At 65.4% G+C, this 18,639-nt stretch carries 20 protein-coding genes; 5 read left to right on the top strand and 15 right to left on the bottom strand.

Annotated elements, in window-relative coordinates:
* Positions 1–98 precede the first annotated feature (98 nt).
* From lrpA1 to pyrE, 6 genes are all read right to left on the bottom strand, one after another.
* A complete protein-coding gene (lrpA1, locus tag ACZ5KP_RS13740) occupies positions 99–527 on the bottom strand; it encodes an HTH-type transcriptional regulator LrpA1 (RefSeq protein ID WP_460918409.1) in 429 nt (142 codons plus the stop codon).
* Between the two features lie 105 nt (positions 528–632).
* Positions 633–1,568, bottom strand: a complete 936-nt coding sequence (locus ACZ5KP_RS13735; RefSeq protein WP_460918407.1) for a thiamine pyrophosphate-dependent enzyme — start codon at positions 1,566–1,568, stop codon at positions 633–635.
* Positions 1,569–1,570: 2 nt separating this feature from the next.
* Entirely contained in the window at positions 1,571–3,466 is a 1,896-nt protein-coding gene (locus ACZ5KP_RS13730) for a 2-oxoacid:acceptor oxidoreductase subunit alpha (RefSeq protein WP_460918405.1), read from the bottom strand.
* Positions 3,467–3,650: 184 nt separating this feature from the next.
* Positions 3,651–4,754, bottom strand: coding sequence for a CAF17-like 4Fe-4S cluster assembly/insertion protein YgfZ (ygfZ, locus tag ACZ5KP_RS13725; protein WP_460918404.1), 1,104 nt, complete (start codon positions 4,752–4,754; stop codon positions 3,651–3,653).
* A gap of 114 nt (positions 4,755–4,868) precedes the next feature.
* Entirely contained in the window at positions 4,869–5,171 is a 303-nt protein-coding gene (locus ACZ5KP_RS13720) for a DUF6432 family protein (RefSeq protein WP_460918403.1), read from the bottom strand.
* A 67-nt stretch (positions 5,172–5,238) separates the two neighbouring features.
* A complete protein-coding gene (gene pyrE / locus ACZ5KP_RS13715; RefSeq protein WP_460918402.1) occupies positions 5,239–5,778 on the bottom strand; it encodes an orotate phosphoribosyltransferase in 540 nt (179 codons plus the stop codon).
* 162 nt (positions 5,779–5,940) lie between these two features.
* Here pyrE and ACZ5KP_RS13710 point away from each other — a divergent pair, with 162 nt between their 5' ends.
* The gene (locus ACZ5KP_RS13710; protein WP_460918400.1) at positions 5,941–6,447 is read left to right on the top strand and encodes a hypothetical protein; all 507 of its coding nucleotides are present in this window, start codon (positions 5,941–5,943) and stop codon (positions 6,445–6,447) included.
* 46 nt (positions 6,448–6,493) lie between these two features.
* Here ACZ5KP_RS13710 and ACZ5KP_RS13705 read toward each other — a convergent pair whose 3' ends face one another.
* The 4 genes from ACZ5KP_RS13705 to ACZ5KP_RS13690 form a co-directional block, all read right to left on the bottom strand.
* Positions 6,494–7,624 (bottom strand): Gfo/Idh/MocA family protein, encoded by a 1,131-nt coding sequence (locus ACZ5KP_RS13705; RefSeq protein ID WP_460918399.1) that lies wholly within the window; start codon positions 7,622–7,624, stop codon positions 6,494–6,496.
* Between the two features lie 75 nt (positions 7,625–7,699).
* Positions 7,700–8,431: a hypothetical protein gene (locus ACZ5KP_RS13700; RefSeq protein WP_460918397.1), complete on the bottom strand. Its 732-nt coding sequence runs from the start codon at positions 8,429–8,431 to the stop codon at positions 7,700–7,702.
* Positions 8,432–8,478: 47 nt separating this feature from the next.
* A complete protein-coding gene (locus tag ACZ5KP_RS13695) occupies positions 8,479–9,645 on the bottom strand; it encodes a DUF7350 domain-containing protein (RefSeq protein ID WP_460918396.1) in 1,167 nt (388 codons plus the stop codon).
* Positions 9,642–10,961: a DUF7405 family protein gene (locus ACZ5KP_RS13690; RefSeq protein WP_460918395.1), complete on the bottom strand. Its 1,320-nt coding sequence runs from the start codon at positions 10,959–10,961 to the stop codon at positions 9,642–9,644. Before ACZ5KP_RS13690 ends, ACZ5KP_RS13695 begins: the two co-directional genes overlap by 4 nt.
* Before the next feature lie 91 nt (positions 10,962–11,052).
* Between ACZ5KP_RS13690 and ACZ5KP_RS13685 the strand changes: the two genes are divergently transcribed.
* Together ACZ5KP_RS13685 and ACZ5KP_RS13680 are read left to right on the top strand one after the other, a co-directional pair.
* Positions 11,053–11,274 carry a hypothetical protein gene (locus ACZ5KP_RS13685; protein ID WP_460918394.1) on the top strand — a complete coding sequence of 74 codons (222 nt, stop codon included), beginning with the start codon at positions 11,053–11,055 and terminating at the stop codon, positions 11,272–11,274.
* 611 nt (positions 11,275–11,885) lie between these two features.
* Positions 11,886–13,145 (top strand): inorganic phosphate transporter, encoded by a 1,260-nt coding sequence (locus tag ACZ5KP_RS13680; protein WP_460918393.1) that lies wholly within the window; start codon positions 11,886–11,888, stop codon positions 13,143–13,145.
* A gap of 514 nt (positions 13,146–13,659) precedes the next feature.
* On the opposite strand, the gene ACZ5KP_RS13675 is transcribed toward ACZ5KP_RS13680, so the two are convergent.
* The 3 genes from ACZ5KP_RS13675 to ACZ5KP_RS13665 form a co-directional block, all read right to left on the bottom strand.
* Complete coding sequence (locus ACZ5KP_RS13675) at positions 13,660–14,151, bottom strand: metal-dependent hydrolase (protein WP_460918392.1); 492 nt, start codon at positions 14,149–14,151, stop codon at positions 13,660–13,662.
* A 324-nt stretch (positions 14,152–14,475) separates the two neighbouring features.
* Positions 14,476–14,937, bottom strand: coding sequence for a hypothetical protein (locus tag ACZ5KP_RS13670; RefSeq protein ID WP_460918391.1), 462 nt, complete (start codon positions 14,935–14,937; stop codon positions 14,476–14,478).
* Between the two features lie 164 nt (positions 14,938–15,101).
* Positions 15,102–15,701, bottom strand: a complete 600-nt coding sequence (locus ACZ5KP_RS13665; RefSeq protein ID WP_460918390.1) for a DUF5789 family protein — start codon at positions 15,699–15,701, stop codon at positions 15,102–15,104.
* Between the two features lie 128 nt (positions 15,702–15,829).
* On the opposite strand from ACZ5KP_RS13665, the gene ACZ5KP_RS13660 reads away from it, so the two are divergent.
* Both ACZ5KP_RS13660 and ACZ5KP_RS13655 read left to right on the top strand, forming a co-directional pair.
* Entirely contained in the window at positions 15,830–16,999 is a 1,170-nt protein-coding gene (locus ACZ5KP_RS13660; protein ID WP_460918389.1) for an inorganic phosphate transporter, read from the top strand.
* A gap of 45 nt (positions 17,000–17,044) precedes the next feature.
* Positions 17,045–17,464, top strand: a complete 420-nt coding sequence (locus ACZ5KP_RS13655) for a universal stress protein (protein WP_460918388.1) — start codon at positions 17,045–17,047, stop codon at positions 17,462–17,464.
* Positions 17,465–17,501: 37 nt separating this feature from the next.
* On the opposite strand, the gene ACZ5KP_RS13650 is transcribed toward ACZ5KP_RS13655, so the two are convergent.
* Both ACZ5KP_RS13650 and ACZ5KP_RS13645 read right to left on the bottom strand, forming a co-directional pair.
* Positions 17,502–17,825 (bottom strand): DUF7130 family rubredoxin-like protein, encoded by a 324-nt coding sequence (locus ACZ5KP_RS13650; protein WP_460918386.1) that lies wholly within the window; start codon positions 17,823–17,825, stop codon positions 17,502–17,504.
* A gap of 78 nt (positions 17,826–17,903) precedes the next feature.
* Complete coding sequence (locus ACZ5KP_RS13645; RefSeq protein WP_460918385.1) at positions 17,904–18,608, bottom strand: DUF2238 domain-containing protein; 705 nt, start codon at positions 18,606–18,608, stop codon at positions 17,904–17,906.
* Positions 18,609–18,639 lie beyond the last annotated feature (31 nt).

The following is an 18,639-nucleotide window of genomic DNA, read 5'->3' as shown; positions in this document are numbered from 1 at the left end:
CGGTGCGGTGCCAGTCGCTGGTGACGGCGTTGGCGCTGCGTGCGGTCTATAGATGGACGAGGGGCGGGATACCAAACTCGAAGGAGAACCGGCCGTCGTTACTTCAATCGCTCCTGCAAGAACGAGGGATGGGCAGCCGTCACGCCCTCGATCGTGAGAATCTCGTCACTGATCACGGCGCCCAGTTCGTCGCCGTCGCCGCCGCGAACCTCCGCCATCAGCATGTGGTCGCCACTGGACGTGTAGAGCGCCTCGACGTGATCGAGTGCCTGGAGCGCTCGCGTTGCCTCGACGTAGCGCTCGCTCGCGACGTCGATTCCGACGAGCGCGATGGACTGCCCGGAGAGTTTCTTCGGGTCGACCTCGGCGGAGTAGCCGACGATGACGCCCTCGGACTCCAGTTGCTCGATGTACTTGCGCACCGTCGGTTTCGAGACCTCGGCTCGATCGGCGATCTCTCCGTAGGAGGCCTTGGCGTCCTCTTCGAGGACGGAGAGGATCCGATTCCTGGTCGACTCGCTACTCATCACAACTCTATTTCGTGCTGACGGAAAAATATCTTTTGAATATGAAAACAGTCGGCTGCCGGTCGTACAGCGAATAGAAAACGCCGGAGAGAGCCGCCGTGCGGGCTACTTGTGCCGGTCGAGCAGGTCGTAGCTGCGCTTCCACTCGGCGTCGTCGTCGAAGTACTGCTCGACGACGGGCTCCTCGGGCATCTCGCCGATCGCCTGCTTCTCCTCGCTGTAGGACGGACGGTCCTCGTCGACGTAGAAGCGGCCGGTGAGCACCTCGCCCTCGTAGAGCGCCGACTCGGTCTCGTACATCATCTCGGCGGCCTCGCGGCGGTCGGTGATGTCGAAGTCGTAGTCGTCCGAGTCCTGAACGTCGACGTAGGGAACGTACTGCTTCGCGTCCTTGTTCCAGGTCGGACACTGGGTCAGGAAGTCGACGTGAGCGAAGCCGTCGTGCTCGATGGCCTCCACGAGGATCTCCTTGGCCTGGTTGGGGTTGACCGCAGCCGTCCGCGCGACGTACGACGAACCGGCCGTCAGCGAGAGGCTGAGCGGCCGGAGCGGCGACTTCGCCGAGCCATGGGGCTGGGTCTTGGACTTGTGGCCCTTGGGGCTCGTCGGGGAGGTCTGGCCCTTCGTGAGGCCGAAGACCTCGTTGTTGAACACGATGTACGTGATGTCGTGGTTCTCCCGCGCGGAGTGGATGAAGTGGTTCCCACCGATGCCGTAGCCGTCGCCGTCGCCGCCGGCCGCGATCACTTCGAGGCCGGAGTTGGCGAGCTTCGCCGCCCGGGCGACGGGCAGCGAGCGGCCGTGGATCGTGTGGAACCCGTAGCTGTCGAGGTAGCTGTTGAGCTTGCCCGAACAGCCGATTCCGGTACAGAGCAGCGTCTCCTCGGGGGTCCTGCCGACCTCCGGCAGGGCCTGTTTCAGCGCCTTGAGGACCGAGAAGTCACCACAGCCCGGACACCAGGTCGGCTGTGGCTCGATCCCCGGCGTGAACTCGTCGCTCTCGATCTCCCGTTCTTCGCCGATGGCGTTGAATGCACTCATGGTTAGTCACCCGCTGCAGGCTGGATCGTGGTGTTCGTACCCGGCGTGTCTCCTTCGCCGTTCTGCTGGGCCTCGTAGCCCTCGACGACCTCCGCCGGCTCGAAGGGGTTGCCGTTGTACTTGAGCAGGCTGGTGAGCTTCGGGCCGAACCGGCCGAGCTCCTTCTGGATCAGCCCGCGGAGCTGCGCGGTCGCGTTCATCTCGACGACCATCGCCTCGTCGACGCTCTCGATGAACGCCTCGAGTTCGGCCTCGGGGAACGGCATGAGGTCGCTGACGCTGATGGCCTTGACCTCGTGACCGTTCTCGTTGAGCCGCTCGGTCGCTTCGAGGACGGTCCCCTGGGAGCTGCCCCAGGTGATAATCCCGAAGTCAGCCGATTCGGGCCCGCGCGTGGTCTGGTTGCTCTCCTCGGCGGAATCGAGCTCGTCGCGGATCGAATCGAGCTTCTGCATCCGGCGGTCCATCTGCGCGACCCGGTTCTCCGGGTCCTCGCTGATGTGGCCGGCCTTGTTGTGCTCGTTCCCCGTCGCGAGGAAGTGGCCGCCCTTCTGGCCGGGCAGCGAGCGTGGGCTCACGCCGTCCTCCGTGTCGTGGAGGAAGCGGTTGAACTTCCCGGAGGGATCGTGGGCCGCTTCGGCGATCTCGTCCTCGGACAGCACCGTTCCCGGATCGGGGTCGGGCTGGCGATCGAAGAAGGACTCGTCGACGTTGCGGTTCTCGCCGGAGAGCTTCTGGTCGATCACGACGATGACCGGGATCTGGTAGTCGTAGGCCAGCTCGAACGCCGTCCGCGTCTGCTCGTAGCACTCGCGGATGTTGCCCGGCGCGAAGACGACGCGGTTGGAGTCGCCCTGGCTCGTGTAGAGGATGTGCTCGAGGTCGCCCTGCTCGGGCTTGGTCGGCATCCCCGTCGAGGGACCCGCTCGCATCGCCTCGATGAGCACGAGCGGCGTCTCGGTCATCTCCGCGAGACCGAGCGGCTCGCTCATCAGTGCGAACCCACCGCCGGACGATCCGGACATCGACTTGACGCCAGCGTGGGAGGCACCGACCGCGAGCGCGGCCGCCGCGATCTCGTCCTCGACCTGCTCGGAGATCCCGCCGAACTCCGGCAGATTCTGGGACATGATCGTGAACACGTCGGTCCATGGCGTCATGGGGTAGCCAGCGATGAACCGGCAGCCGGCGTCGAGCGCACCGTAGGCGACGCCGTTGGAACCGGAGAGCAGCACCTGGGTCTCCTCGTTGGTGCCGGTCGGCGCCTGGAGGTCGTGGGTGTGCTCGAACTCCTCGTTGACGTGGTCGTAGGCCTGCTGGAGAATCTGGAGGTTCTGCTCGAGAATGTCCCCACCCATCGCGTCCTCCATGAGGCTCTCGACCTCGCCGAGGTCCATGTCGAGCAGCGCGGCGGTCGCACCCACGCCCGCCGTGTTGCGCATGACCTCGCGACCGACCTCGCGGGCCATTCCGCGGAGGTCGATCGGGTAGACGTGCCAGCCTTCCTCGTCGGCACGTTCGTTGAGGTCCTCGACGTCGTCCTCGTCGAGCAGCCCCTCGTCGTAGACGATGATGCCGCCCTCGCGGAGCTCGTCGAGGTTCTCCGTCAGTGGTTTGGTCTCCTCGTTGCCGTAGTAGGCGTCCTCGCTCGGATTGCGGGCGAAGGAGTCACCCAGCGCGAGCAGGAAGTTGTAGCCGTCTCCCCGCGAGGGTACCTCCCCGTCGGCCGCCCGGATCTCGACGTACGTGTGGCCGCCCCGGATCCGCGACGGATAGTGCCGGTGCGTGAACACGTTCAGCCCCGAGCGCATCAGCGCTTTCGCGAAGTTCTGACTCGTCGAGTCGATCCCGTCTCCGGAACCCCCTGCGACGCGCCAGATGAGTTCGTCGTCAGTCATAGGTTTGTGTCACGGCCTCGGTGGCCCGTGCTAATCGGAGGGTTCGTCCCTTCGCAGTAAAGGCTTTGCCATACATTGGCAGGGAACGATGGTGACAGTCTCCGGTTCGGCGTTCGGTTCCGGTTCGGCTTGCCGGAATATCGCGAAAGTGCCCCGTCCTACTGTCGGCATTCCGCCGACGGGATCACTCGTAAGCCGGAATCCGAGCCGACCGGTCGCTGCCCTCGTGGAACGGGAGCGCAGCCAGGCGAGCCGAGACCGACTCGCCGTCGATACGGACCGAGAGATCGTCGTGGGCACCGACGCTTTGGCTTCCGACGCCGGCGTCCACCACCGCCATCGCGATCGACGTACCGAGCGTCGGCGATTCGACGGCCCTGGTCACCGTACCGACGGGTTCGTCGCCGTCGAGGACGGCTGCGCCAGCCGCCGGAAGGGCGTCGGCGGTGAGCCCCACGAGCCGCTCGGGCTCGCCGCCACGGTTCTCGATCCGGGAGACGACCTCCTGGCCGACGTAACAGCCCTTCTCGAAGTCCAGGGCGTTCCGGATCCCGAGATTGTTGGGGAGCCGACCGTCGAGTTCGCTCCCGAAGAGTGGCGTTCCGGCTTCTAGCGTGAGCGTCTCCCAGGTCCGCCAGCCGAACGGAACCGCGTTCAACCCCTGGTTCACGAGGACATCGAAGGTCTTCTCGGCCTGCTCGGCGGCACACACGACTTCGTACCCCTCCTCCCCAGCGGGCGCGTCCGTTCGGATCACCGTCACGCCGACGTCGTCGAACTGTCCGCGATCGAAGGTGAGCCGCTCGTCCGGGGGCGTGCCGTTCGTGAACACGCTCGCGACCTTCTCCGTCGCTTTCGGCCCGTGGACGCCGAAGACGCCGAACTCCGCGGTCGCGACCTCGAAATTCACGTCCTCGATGAACGTCTTGTCCGTCCACTCTGCAGCGAGCGGCTCGGCTTCGCCCGGCGGCACGAAACAGAGCAGCCGTTCGCCGGCGTGATAGACGTAGAGGTCCGTCCGGATCTTCCCGTCCGGATCGAGCAACAGCGCGTAACACCCGCTGCCCTCCTCGTCGGGCACGGCGTTGGTCACCGCGTTGTCGACGTAGCTCACGCGATCGTCTCCCGTCACGGAGACGATCCCGTAGGCAGCCTCGGTGACTCCGGAGACGTTCCGGACCGCTTGCACCGTCCGCTCGGGCCTGCCGTAGTCCAGCACGACCGACCGGCCACCGCGCTCGGTGAACGTCGCGCCGTGGTCTTCGTGGACCGACCGGAGCACCGTCATTGAGCGGATATCCGACTGCAGTGCCCAAAACACCCGCGATCCACGGACTGGACAGTCCCGGGACTGGAGAAGAGTTCAGCTCGGTCGCGGTGTCACCAACTGGCCGTCGAGAACTCAGAAGGGCAGTCGGTCGCGGAGCCACTCGGTGAACGACTCGTCCTCGCTCTCCACGCCTGACGGCACCACGCTATCCGCGGGTTTGATCGTCGTGCTGCCGGGCTGGCCCGTCCCGTTCTCGACGACGATCAGGCCGTCTTCCTTGAGCGACGCGAGCGCCGTTTCGATCGAGTCGATGTCGGTCTCGACGTGCGAGCGGAGCTCGAAGATCGTCATCCCCTCCTCGTGACGATCGACGAGCGCCTCGAGTATCGCGACCTCGACTGCTTCCCGGTCACGGTAGCCCTGCGCGACGCGCATCGATCCACAGTTCGACGGCGAGGGAATTGACTGTTTGGGACGGCAGAGTAGTTCGCGCCGTCGACGCTCACTCCGCGTCGGCGAGCAGCTCCTCGGCAGTGACGAGCGCTTCCAGCTCGACGTCGTGCTCGGCGAGCAGCTCCTCGGCGCCCTCCTGTCGGTCGACGACGACCAGCACGCGGTTCACGGTCGCACCTGCCTCACGGAGCCCCTCGACCGCGTCAGCCGCGCTCTGTCCGGTCGTCGCGATGTCCTCGAGAACGACGACTTCCTCGCCAGCTTCGAGTTCCCCTTCCACGAGATTCGCGGTGCCGTACTCCTTGCGCTGCTTGCGAACGATGACGTAGGGCGTCCTAGTCTCGACGCTGGTGACCGCGACGAGCGGCACCGCGCCGAGCGCCACGCCGGCGAGTTTCGTGTCGCCCTCGCCGATCGCCTCGAGCCGGTCGGCGAAGGACGCCGCGATCTGTGCCAGACAGTCCGGCTCCGTCTCGAAGCGGTACTTGTCGACGTAGTAGTCGCTGGTCCCGCCGTGTGAGAGCTCGAACTCCCCGAACTGGACGGCGTCCGCGGCCCGCAGCGCGTCGATGAGCGTCCGGTCAGTCATGCTCGAGACTCCTCGGTGCCAGTGCTTAAACGGCGTGGAACCGCTGCGAGGGGCAGCGGCCTGTCACCACTGCCACCAAGACGCTCGACTCGTGTCCGGCTGGCCGCTCGTGTACCGCGCGAACACTTAACACTGCCACTACCCTAGCACGGCTGGTTCCCTATGGATTTCCACACTCGCGAGTGGCCAGCACTCGCTACGACGGCAGTCGGCGGCGGGCTCGCCGCGGGGCTCGTGATGGGCGCGATCCTCCAGGCCGGCGACGGCATCATTACGACGGTCGGGTCGATCTCGGGCACGTCCCCGCTGCTCGTTGGCTGGATCGTTCACCTCGTGCTCTCGGTGGTGTTCGCAGCAGGGTTCCTGCTGCTTCTCGCCGCGAAACCCATCGAAGTCGCCTTTCGTGGGAAGGCCGACACCATCCTCCTCGGCGTCGTCTACGGAGCGCTCCTGGGATCGGTTACCTGGGGGTTCGTGATCCCGGTGTCGATCGGGTTCGAGAGCGCCTTCCCGCTGGATCTGGATCCACAGGCGACGTCGGTTGCGCGGTTCAGCATCGTGCTCGGACTCGGACACCTCGTGTACGGCGCCGTCCTCGCTGCGATCGTCGTCTACCGGCACAGTCCGATGCCGCTGTTCGAGGACGAGGAGGAGAGTATCGGCGGATGAGGACACCGTCGCGTCCGTCGGAGTGGCAGTAGCTCCTGCCCGTCGATCACTCGACCTCGACCCAGGCGCCGCGCTCGTCGCTGGCCTGGATCGCGTCGAGCACGCGCTGTACGGCGAGCCCGTCCTGCATCGTCGCGACGTTGCTGTCCTCGAGCGCCGCCGCGGTCCCATCGTCCGCGGCGGACAGGAACTCGTAGTTCTCGTGGACGAAGGTGTGTTCCCAGCCGAGCACGTGGCCAGGCGGCCACCAGGCGTCGACGTAGGGGTCGGACTCGTCGGTGACCAGCACCGTCTCGAACCCGCGGCTGTCGCCCTGGACGACCTCCAGTTCGTTGAGGCGTTCGAGGGAGAAGGAGAGTGCGCCATCGGTCCCCTCGATCTCGATCGTGTGATCGTTCTTGCGCCCGGTCGCGGCGCGCGTCGCCTCCACGGTTCCCATCACGCCGTCGGCGAACTCGAGCTGTGCGCTGTAGGCGTCGTCCACGGTGACGGGCCGGACCTCCTCGCCGTCCTCCGTGGGTCGCTCCTCGACGAACGTCTCGCAGTGCCCGCTCAGGCGCTCGATCGGGCCGGCCCGCTCGCCGACGAGGAACTGGAGCAGGTCGATCGTGTGCGCGCCGAGGTCGCCCAGCGCGCCGCTGCCCGCGAGCTCCTCGTCGTTGCGCCAGGACCACGCAGCGTCCGGATCGACGAGCCAGTCCTGGAGGTAGCGTCCGCGGACGTGACGGATCTCGCCGAGTTCGCCGTCCTCGATCAGGCCCTTTGCGTACTGGATCGCCGGGACGAAGCGGTAGTTGAACGCCGTACCGGCGGGCACGCCGGCGTCCTCGGCTGCCGCGGCGATCTCCTCGGCCTCCGGGAGCGTTCGCGCGAGCGGTTTCTCACAGAGCACCGGCGTTCCGGCCTCCAGCGCAGCGATCGTCGGCTCGGCGTGAACGTGGTTCGGGCCGAGGTTGTAGAAGACGTCGACCTCGTCGACGACGTCCCGCCAGTCCGTCGCCGTGCGGTCGAAGTCGAACTGCTCCGCCGCTTCGGCCAGCGCCTCCTCGTCTCGGCCAACGAGCACGTCGCGGTTCGTCTCCGGCGCGTCCGGGAAGAACATCGGGAGTCGGGCGAGTGCGTTCGAGTGGGCCTTTCCCATGAAGCGATACCCGAGAATTCCGACGTCGAGTGTCATGGAGCGGGGTTCGGCGGCCCGCGCCTTAGTGGTTCCCGAGGTGGCAAGCTGCCAATGAACCGTCCGGCGATCCGATCAGCGGTCCCTCGCAGCGAGGGCCCGCGACAGGAGTCCGCTGCCCAGCAGCAGCCCGATCGCGACAGCGCCGATCCCGATCCCGAATCCGGGCGTCGGTCCGTCGTCTGCCCCACTACCGTCGTTCCCACCGTCCACGCTCCGGTTCGCTTCCTCGGCGGTCACGACGCCGACGGGATCGTCTCCCGCAGTCCCCGGTTCGTAGGCCGGCTCGAGCGCCTCGCCGCCACCGCCGACCACGATCGTCGCCTCGTCGCCGAAGCTCTGCATCCGGTAGTCGCTCCCGTGGAGATTCGCGCTCGTGTCGGCCACGACGACGACCGCGTCCGAGACGGGCGCGTCGTCGCGGATCTCGATCGTCACAGTCGCGGCGACGCCGGTGCCGGTGACGCCGTTCTCGGCACCCGTTCGCTCGTGCCGAACGCGGACCGCTCCGTCGCCGACCCGTTCGACGGTCTGGTCGACGGAACCCGCGCCCCGAGCGAGCCAGGGGCCGGCCTCGACGTCCGTCGTCGGCTCGCCTACCTCGGGCGGGACTGCGACGACGAACTCGTAGGCGTCGATACCCTCGTCGGCGTACCCACCGTCGCTACTGAGACGCACGTCGACGGTCACCGTCTCTCCAGGTTCGACCGACTGCTCGGACTGGCCAAACTCGAACTGGGCGACAGCGTCGCCGGCCAGGGCTGGCACCGCTGCGATGCCCGTGCCGAGGACTGCGACGACGACCACGAGAGCGAGAACATGCGTCGCTCGCGATCGGCACTGATCGAACACGCTCACCACTCCCCGAGAGTCACCTCGATCGACTCCATCTCGAGGAATGCAGTCTCGTATCCCTGGTGGCGGGCAGCGCCGGGGCGAGTCCCCAGCTCGATCGTGAGATCGTCGCCGGGCTGGAGTGTCGCGATCGACGCGCCGTAGTGGAAGCCGACCGCGTCGTCGAGCGTCGATGACAGTTCGAGATCCCTCTCGACGACGACGCCGTCGCGACTGACGGACGTGGTCGGTGCCATCGCCGGGAGCGGGAATCGGTTGTACGGCGTCCGCGGCGAGACGAGGAGATAGGGTTCGCCGTCGCCGAGGAAGTCCTCGACGACGGAGATCGGGACGTCGGCGTCGTCGCTCCGCGGCGGACGGTACGCGTCGCCGTCGGACCGGTCGCCCTGGAGCGTGCCCGGAAGCTCTCCGGGATCCGGCAGCCCGCCTGCGGATCCCATCGGCTCGATTGCCCCGGGGACGCCACGCTCGTCCTCGTCGACGTAGCTGATCCGATCGACGAGGGCGTCGCGCAACGTTTGGTCGTACTCGAAGGAGAACGTCGCGGTGCCGGAGCCCTCGAAGCGGCCAGCGAAGATCCCGGTCAGTCGGTGGGTCGGTGCTGGCATCGAGACCGTCACGTCGTAGCTGCCGTCGCCCTCGAGCTCCACGTTGTCGCCGGCGTGGAGCCCCATCTGCTGGGAGAGCATCTCCCAGGGGTGACGATCGGCGACGACCGTGCCGTCGGATTCGACGACCGTCCGGAGGCTGCCGCCGGCCGGAATCGCCCGTTTCGTCTCCGCGTCGCGCACGGCGACCATCAGGTGAACGTCCGCGTCCGCACCGACCTCGACGGGTTGGATCTCGTCGCCAGTCACGAGCCAGAAGGGATGGGCGTAGGACACCATCGCAGAGAACTCGTAGGGGCCATCGGTGACCGTGCCGAGGGGCTCGACGCCCTCGCGGTGGCTCGGCACGTAGACGACGCCCGGCGGATTCTCGACCGTCGGAAGCGAGTCGGCAGTTCCGCCATCGTCGTCACTCCCCAGCAAGTCAGTACAGCCCGCGAGACCGGCGATACCGACGGTGCCAGCGCCAGCCAGCGACGTGAGCAGGGTGCGTCGGGATGGCCGAGTCAGACGCTCCGGAGCCGTGACTTCGTCCGATGGCGAACCGGCACCCGTCATGGGTTCGGCGTGGGGAGCGACCGGTGGTCGCGCGGCGGGACGAGGTAGTTGCCACGACGAAGCACTGAGAGGTACTGCAGGATGCCGTTGTTCTGTCGGACGCTCACCGCGCCGTCCTCGGCGAGCTCCTCGCCGGCCATCGCCCGCCGAACGCGCTCGAACGTCGATATCTCCTGCTGGAGCGACAGGAAGTGCACGCCCGGGAGGTCGCCGGCGACTTTCGTGTTGAAGTCCCGGCGAAGCAACGGTGGGGTGCCGTCCTCGCGCTCCCGCGCCGCCTTCTGTGCGTGGCCCACGACGCCGGGGTCCCGCGCGTCCTCGGCCGTCTCGTCGACGACGTCCATGATACCGGTCGAGGTGCCGAGCTTCTCGCCGAACGTGCCCACGCGTTCCTCGTCGGCGTGGACGTGGCTGAAGAGTTTGCTCACCCGCTCGTGGTGGCTGTCCTGGTCGAACCACGTGTCGATCGTGAGTCGCAACGTCTCGACGTGCTGGGTCGTGCCGCCGGCGAAGGGACCGTCCTCGATCGCGACGTAGTCCTCGGTCGCCTGGCTCTCCTGGAACCCCGATCGGTAGCCCATCCAGAACGGCGCTCCCTCGTCGATGTCGTGCTCGGGCATGTTCTCGACGTCGCCGGATTCCTGCCTCTGTGCGGGGAGACCCGGGCCGACGAAGCCGGTCCGGCGGTCGCCGGTCTCCCCCGGACGCTCCAGAAGTCCGTCGAGCGACGACGCCAGCTCGTGGCCGTTCAGCGTCTCGCGGTTCCCGAGCAGCGCCTCCTCCGCGGCGAGCACGACCGCCGGGTCGTCGCTCGCGAGGTGGACGGTCACGTCGTGGGTGTCGACGTCGAGCAGTTCGGGGTTCTCGAGGTAGGTGACCGCGCCTGGCTCGGGGAGATCCACGTCCGCCGGGAGCGGCTCCTCGAAGCGGTCGAAGTACGCCGGCGTGTAGCCGACGGTGAACACCAGGCCCTCGGGCTGCCACGCGATCGCGCGCTCGAGCTCGCGAAACGCATCTTCGACGGCCTCGCGGTCGGACTCGCCGGGCGTACCGTCGGCCACCAGCGAGAGGTCCGTCAACACGTGGTGGGAGGGCGGGCTGACGTTGCCGTCCTGATCGCGTCCGAGGACGTCGTTCCAGCCGTACTGACGGCCAGGCCGAGCGTCGAGATCGCCACCGGTCGGCGCGTCGATCACCTCGGAACCGCCGTCGCCGGACTCGCCGAGGCAGGCCGAGAGCCCGGCCGCCCCGCCGACGGCGACGGCGGCCCTGAGGAACGTTCGGCGGGACACGTCGTCCCGATCCGGGAGGGTCATCGCCGCTGCCTAGCCGCGCAGTCCCCAATACGACTTCGGTCTCGGCCACTGGAGCACCCCGCTTATGGTGGGTGCGTCCGTCGATCCGTCCGTGCATCGTCGTCGCTTCGTCCAGCTGGGGATCGGTGCGTTCGTGGTGGCCGCTGCGGGCTTCGCGGTCAGCGGACTCTCGCGGCTCGTCGTCTCGACGGACACCGCGATCCTGTTGGGCGCGCCGCTGTTGCTCGGCGGATTCTTCCTCGCCGTCGCAGCGTTCGTCCTCGCCGTGCTGGCAAAGGCCGGTGTCGTCGAGATCAAGGATGCTGCCGGATGATCGTCGCGTCGTGGCGTGGCCGCGTCGGCCCGCAGTCACAACGCCTTAGCGTCTGCTCCGTCTACGGTCGAGCGCGTACCGTAGTCCCCGCCCGAGACGCCACCAGGCCGCGATGACTGGCGGAGAACCCCGGTACGCGACACCGACGGGGCGCGATCAGACGTCCCCGCCCGGCACGAGGGTTAGTCGGCCGACCGCGGCACGCCGCCTGGGATGACGCCGATCGTTAGTGTTCCGGGCGTACATTTTGAGTATGCTACTAGAAATATCTATAAATAATATCCATAGCTTCAGATATGGTATATTGTTAAGATCCGTCCTTTCGTAGTAACCGCTCTTCCTAGCGAATTTTTGGAAACAGTCGATGCTGACGAGCCTGGAACGAGGTCTGCGGGAGTATTGACATCTGTCAGCTTTGGATGACCGTGCTGAATACAGGGCGCATATCGATCACTGATCTTTGGGCAATCCGTGGGAGATGAATCAACAGGGACTTTTTGGACTTTCGTTTAGAAGTACTAGATCTCCGTGTTACTCCGTTTATCGGCCGAAGATAATAGTTCAGCAGCGAAACGGCACTATTTTTTCGCGTGCGAACTAAGCACACACCCGTGGCAGAATTACTAATTCTCGTGGGATTGGTGGTGGCGGTGTTCGTCGGGTACAATATCGGCGGGTCATCAACCGGTGTTGCCTTTGGTCCGGCGGTCGGTAGCCGGGCCGTCAGAAAAGTCACCGCTGGAGCCCTGTTTACCGTGTTCGCGTTCCTCGGAGCGTGGACGATTGGGCGGAAGGTCATTACGACGATGAGTACCGAAATCGTCGATGCAGCAGCCTTTACACCTCAAGCGAGCGTTGGCGTCCTCTTTTTTACCGGGCTCGCACTCCTGATCTCGAACCTCTATGGTGTCCCGGCGTCAACCTCGATGACAGCCGTCGCAGCAATCGTCGGACTCGGATTGGCAACGGGGACGCTCAACACTGCGCTGATGTTTACCATCCTGTCGGCATGGATCGTCGCCCCACTGATCGCCGTCTTCGCAGGTGCGCTTATCGGCAGATATCTGTACCCGCACCTCGACGCCAAATTCGAATTTGGTCGCCTCACGAACCCGTTGGTCGCAGTCGATACTCAGGGGCGGCTCCCACGGCTATCGGTCAACGATACCGTCTCGCCTCGGGATCTGATTGGGTCGGCACTTGTGGTGGTAATTGCCTGCTATATGGCGTTCAGTGCCGGGGCCTCGAACGCGGCGAACGCAGTCGCCCCGCTTGTCGGCAACGGTTCCCTCGACCCCAGCCCGGCGATTCTCCTCGCAGTCGGGGCCATCAGCGTGGGCGGCTTCACGATTGCCCGGCGGACGCTGGCGACAGTTGGGAGCGATATTACTCAGATGCCGATTCTGGCAGCGCTCATTGTTTCGACCGTGGGTGCGACGATTATCACCATCCTCTCGTGGCTCGGAATTCCGGCCAGTCTCGCCGTGAGTACAACCAGTTGTATCATTGGGCTCGGGTGGGGCCGTGCAAGCCGAGCGCGGACACTCGCAGAAATAGTCACACGGTCCCCTGCCGATGCATCCGCTCCACAGTTTACGACTGGGGCACTCAAACTGCACCCAGTTGAAGGCAAGAAGGAGGTCGCTGCGGGCCCGACTGTGGGCGAACTCGCTGAAGGCGAGACTCCACACCCGGATAGGCAGCACGCATCCAGGGATGGTGTGTCTAGCGTTGGCGAGGTAGATCCGGAAGAACTGTCCGCCGAAGGCCTGTTCCACCATGCAGCGGCAGCTCGTGTCGTGACACTCTGGGTGATCACGCCGATGATGTCGCTCGTGGGATCCTATGCGTTGTTTTTACTCCTCGGCTAAGATAACACCTCGTCTGTCCATCGGCACCAATCGTGGTCAGAGGCACCGCTCATCTACAGGTGTCATGCGCAGGAGAGGGTAGCGTCTTTGCTATCAAGACCGCTGTGCTGAGTTGATCCTCTATATTCAGCACACCCTTCGTGTCATCTAATGGTGATGTTCAGCAGATCCCCTCGCACCATGGCGTTTTCACTTTCGCCAGGCCAACTAGTAGATTCTCGTCCGGTAGTGTTCCGGGCGTACATTTCGACCTTTTGCAGCGCTCGCTACGCTCGCTTGCAAAATCTCGACCAAAAGCACTCCTCGCTCCCGTTGGTCGCTCGTCGGCCTCGCGCTCACGTTCGTTCGCGCGAGTGAAATGGCGACCTACCGGGTCCGTCGGACCACTCGGTCGCCGAATGCTCGAGTTCGATACCTCTACAGAGTTTACGAGTAGATTCTCGACCGGTAGTGTTCCGGGCGTATATCAATACGCGCTGTGAGACGTAGGGCTCGCTGTCCAGCTGGGCGGCTATCAAAGTAGATTTCGCAGGTAACGCCTCGCTCTCGCCTGTAGTGATCGAATCTGGAATCCGTACTTTCGTTGGGCGAGCCCGGCAAACAAAATCGTAACTGCGACGACCATCGCCACGACGTTCGCCAATTTCCAGCTGAGGTTCAGCCCGTACAGGCCGGTGTCGAACGGTATCAACAGCCGAACGCCGCCAGTCAGGAAATCGAGACAGAGGTGTGAAGCGACGCCGATGACCGCAGCTCGCCAGGGGCCGAAGTACGCAAAGACTGTGACCAGCAGCACGGCGAAGAAAATCGAGTGTGTCACACCCCGGTGGAACCAGATGGGGCCGTCGACGTATCCCAGTTCGATAAGCGGAGTAAAGACGAATTTGTCGATATCCGGGATCGACGCCGCGAGGACGGCAACGAAGTACGGCTCGGGCTCACGTTTCTGAAGAAGCAGAAACACCAGCGCCATACTCAGCAAGATGTGGGCGCCATCCGCGACCATGTCCTCGGGTATCTGTTTCCGAGATAAATGGTGTTGGGTTCCGATCCGGGAAGATAGAACGAATCGTCGGGCCAGCTCCGGTGACGCGGACGGCCGCGAAGATGGTGGCCTGGAATCGGCACGGCCTCACCAGCTTCGTAGACGGTTCAGTTCACACCGTCCACGCTAGTGGATTCTCGCCCGGTAGTGGTCCGGGCGGACATTTGACCATACCCATCAGAGTACGAATAGGAAAGCAGAACCGTGTACAGATTGCAACGGACCGTTCGACGTCGGAAGGCGCGATTCCGTGGGGTCTCCCGAGGCACGAGGGAGAGTGCTCCCTCAGAGATTATCGAATTGAACGTAGCTACCCTGACTGTCGTCTCTCTGGTAAATTCGAATGAAGATCTGGTAGTACTCCCGGTCTTCCGGAGGGACGTAATGGAAATGCCGCCACCGATCGGGGCCACTCTGGGGAAGCCGGGCATAGACGGTGTAGCTGCGAAGTTCGGCGATATCCTCGAATGTTCGGGCTGTGAAGCTGTCCTCATCCCCCTCAGTCCCGGCAGCGATTTCGACGACGCGCCGGGCGGCATCCGTCGTACTATACACGAGGGCTTCGGACGCATCGTCCTCGCTGGGATCGACGACCTCGACTTCGATCTCCTGTGGATCGGGCGTATGGTTGACGATCTTCAGATGCAACGGAGAGCTCTCCCCCGAGGACGATTCCTGGCAGCCTGCAAGCGCGGTGGCGAGCCCGCTGCCCCCGAATGCGATGGCTTCGCGGCGGGTGAATCGCATACTGAAACCAAACTGACCCGATGGGAAATAGTTTCCTGGCGGCTCGGAAGCTGGCAGTCGTCGAATGCTTCCCCGTATTCCTTCCACCGGTCGGTTGACACAGTCGGCCGGCAGTGTTCCAGATTACAGTTTGCGTGGGCACCAGATCGCCCGAGATCGTCCAATCAGACCCCGAGCCACTCGTCGGTTCGCACCTGGTAGCCGTTCGTCCGACAGAATTTCGCCGCCCGCCGGCGGACATCTCGGGAGCTCGGAAGCCACTCCTTCTCGTGAATTCGTTCGACGATCCAGTCGGTGACGACCCGGATCCCCTCGTCCTCGTCGTCCGGATCGATCGCTTCGAGTTCCCGGAAGGTCGTCTCGTAGGCCGTGCGCTGGGACCAGCTGAACTCGGCGTTCGGAAGCGTTTCACTGGCTTCCACGACCCGTGTCATGGCCGCGGCCACCGTCGGCCGCCGTATCTGGACGCGGACGGCATCTGGAGCGTCGAACGTCTCCGCGTCCGTCTCCGGGACCAGTTCCGCGACCGTGAAGCTTCTCTCGGCCGATTCGATCGCACGGTCGCCGATCGCGGCGACCACCTCGGTGCCCGTCGCGGGGAAGGAGAGCGCTTCGAGCTCAGTCTCGAAATCGGCGAGTTCCGTCGACTCGATCGGCGGCTCGGGTTCGTCGCCGCGCTCCACCGCAGCCGCCATGTCGCGCTCTCGCTGGCGCCTGTCGACGTTCTGTGCCTGCTCGTCGCGGCCGCTCTTGTCGTCTGCCATTCGAGGAAATACGCTCTCGAGTCGGATAGCTCTGTGGCCGAGCGCAGCCGGTCACGGACGGGACTGACAGCCGCACGCGCTGTTCCTCATTCGGTACGCTGAATAGTCCGGGCGGGGAGTTCCGGGCCATGGACGTCACTGCGATTCTCCTCGCTGGAATCGCGGCATCGCTGTTCGTCGGGTTCAACATCGGAGGATCGTCGACGGGGATCGCGTGGGGGCCCGCAGTCGGCGCGGGCGTCATCTCGAAGACGGCAGCAGCGGGGCTGATGACCTGCTTCGTCTTCCTCGGCGGCTGGACGGTCGGCCGAAACGTGATGGACACGCTCTCCGGGGACATCGTCGCCACCACGATTTCGCTCGAGGCGGGAGCAGCAGTCCTCTTCTTCATCGGCCTCGGAATCCTCGTCGCGAACGTCTTCGGCGTCCCGGTGCCGACCTCGATGACGACCGTCGGATCGATCGCCGGTCTCGGCCTGGCGAGCGGCACACTCAACTTCGACACGATCGGCTACATCGTCGCCTGGTGGATCGTGACGCCAGTCATCGGCTTCTGGGTCGGCGCGGTGATCGGGCGCTACGTCTACCCGGGGCTGAACCGCCGGTTCGAGATCGAGAGCTCCGAGGGCCCGTTGCTCGCGATCGATCGGAGCGGCGTCGTGCCGACGCCGACGTACGGCCCGAACACGACCCGACGCGAGCTCGTGACCGCCGGGATCGTTCTCCTCATCGGCTGTTACATGGCCTTCAGCGCCGGGGCGAGCAACGTGCCGAACGCAGTCGCACCGCTGGTCAGCAGCGGCGCCGTCGGCGAGAACTCCGGCATTCTGCTCGCGACGGTCGCGATCAGCGCGGGCGGGTTCACGATCGCCCGCCGGACGATGGAGTCCGTCGGGACGGAGCTGAGCGACATTCCGTTGCTCGCGGCGTTGATCGTCATGTCCACCGCAGCGACGATCACGACCGCGCTCTCCTACCTCGGCATCCCGATCAGTCTCGTCATGGCCATGGTGATGACGATCGTCGGGCTCGGATGGGGGCGAGCGACCCGGCCGATCGCCGCGCGGGACGTGGTCACGGGCGACGTCGATACGGAGATTTCGACCGGCGCGATCACCGCGGACGCCGACGCACCCGTCGGGAAGATCGGCAGCGCGGAATCCCCGGAGGTGCTGGAGGCGGGGAACCTGTTCAACCCACGTGCGATCCTGAAGTACGTCTCGATGTGGATCATCGGCCCTTCGATGGCGCTGGCGCTGTCCTACGGCTTCTTCGTGAGCGTGGATTTCGTCGTCTGACTGACCGGGCACTGCGTTTATTCGACAGGTCGCCGTAGGATCCCCATGGCCGCCGAAATTCTCGTGCCGATGGACGATTCCGAGATGGCAGAGCACGCGCTCCAGTACGCACTCGACGCCCACCCCGACGCAACGATAACGGTGATCCACGTCGTCGGAGAGCCCTCTTCGATGATGGGCCGGGCGACGGCGCTCGCACTCGCCGACGATCCCGAGCAAGCGAGCCGGGAGTACGCGGAGGAGGTGCTCGGCCGCGCTCGCGAGATCGCCGAGGAGGCAGGTACGACGATCGACACAGAAGTGACGATGGGCCATCCAGCGCGGGCGATCCTCAACGCCGCGGCCGACTACGACGCCATCGTCGTCGGTGGGCACAGCGGGTCGCTCGCCGACCGGTTCATCGTCGGGAACGTCGCAGAGACGATCGTCCGCCAGTCGCCGGTGCCCGTGACTGTCGTGCGGTAGCGGCAGGCGAACGGGCGACGTCAGGGACCGGGCGGGATCAGTCCTCGCGGGCCTCCGCGATGGCTTCCCGCGGCGCGCCACAGTTCGGGCAGACCTCCGGCATCCCGTCGTCGAGCTCGCCCATCTCGCCACACTCCGAACACTCCCACATCAGGTACCCCTCGCCGAACGTCTGGCCGGGCAGTTCCTCCGAGCCGTCGCCGGTGGAGCTGCCGTCGTTAGGACCCTCGTCCGAGACCGGTTCGACCTCGAACCCGGCATCGGTGTAGCCACTGACGTAGCCCAGGATCTCGCCCCGGTCGTCGAACACTGGTTCTCCCGGCTCGATCGACTCGTCTGCGGCGCTGTCTGGTTGTTCCATCGTGATTACCTTCGGCGGACCGACACTTCAACGTACGGTGACGGATCGAAGCCAGCATCGTTCCTCATCCACCTCAGTTCAGTTCGGTGCGCCGCGTCGACGCTCGAGCCAGACGGAGATCGCACAGACGGCGAGGAACCCGGCCACAACCGTCGCGGCGAGTGCCGTTCCGGCGAGCGCCGGATCACGTTCCACGACAGGGACGAACGCCCGCAGATCGAGGGCGATCACGATCGTGGCACCGACGCCGTCGAAGCCGAGATCGAGGACAGTATCGCGGAGGCCGTAGTACTCCAGCACGGCGTCGACGCCGCGCTGCTCGCCCACCTCCCGGGCGAACAGTTCGAGGAACTCCCAGACGACCCCGAGCGCAAGCGTACTCAGGAGCGTTCCGGCGACGAGCACGATTCGACCGTCGCCCAGTACCGCGACGGAGGGCTCCGTGACGAGTACGATCGCGTAGATGATCGCTGCGAGCAACGACGCAGAGAGCGTGTGCGTCACGTGGTCCCACCACCACACTGTGTCGTACGGGCCGAACATGCCGATCGCGTGGACGAGGCCGGCCCCGGCGATCCAGACAGAGAGCAGCGGCGCGACCGACAGGTCGGGGGTGCTCGATGCGCCGACTAGCGGGGCTGCCACGCCGGGCGCGATCGCGAGCAGCGTCGCCGCGACGGCGTTGGTCAGCGCCGGGACGTCCTCCAGCCGGAGCGCCGCTATGACGAGACCGAGGAGGCAAGCGAGGAGACCGAGGTAGAGGAAAACGAGCGGGTGCGTCATCGACAGACTGGCCTCAGACGAACGACGGCCG

It is taken from the genome of Salinarchaeum chitinilyticum (assembly GCF_055390775.1).
Note: the sequence above shows the minus strand (reverse complement) of the source record. Positions and strands in the feature narration are given on the sequence as shown.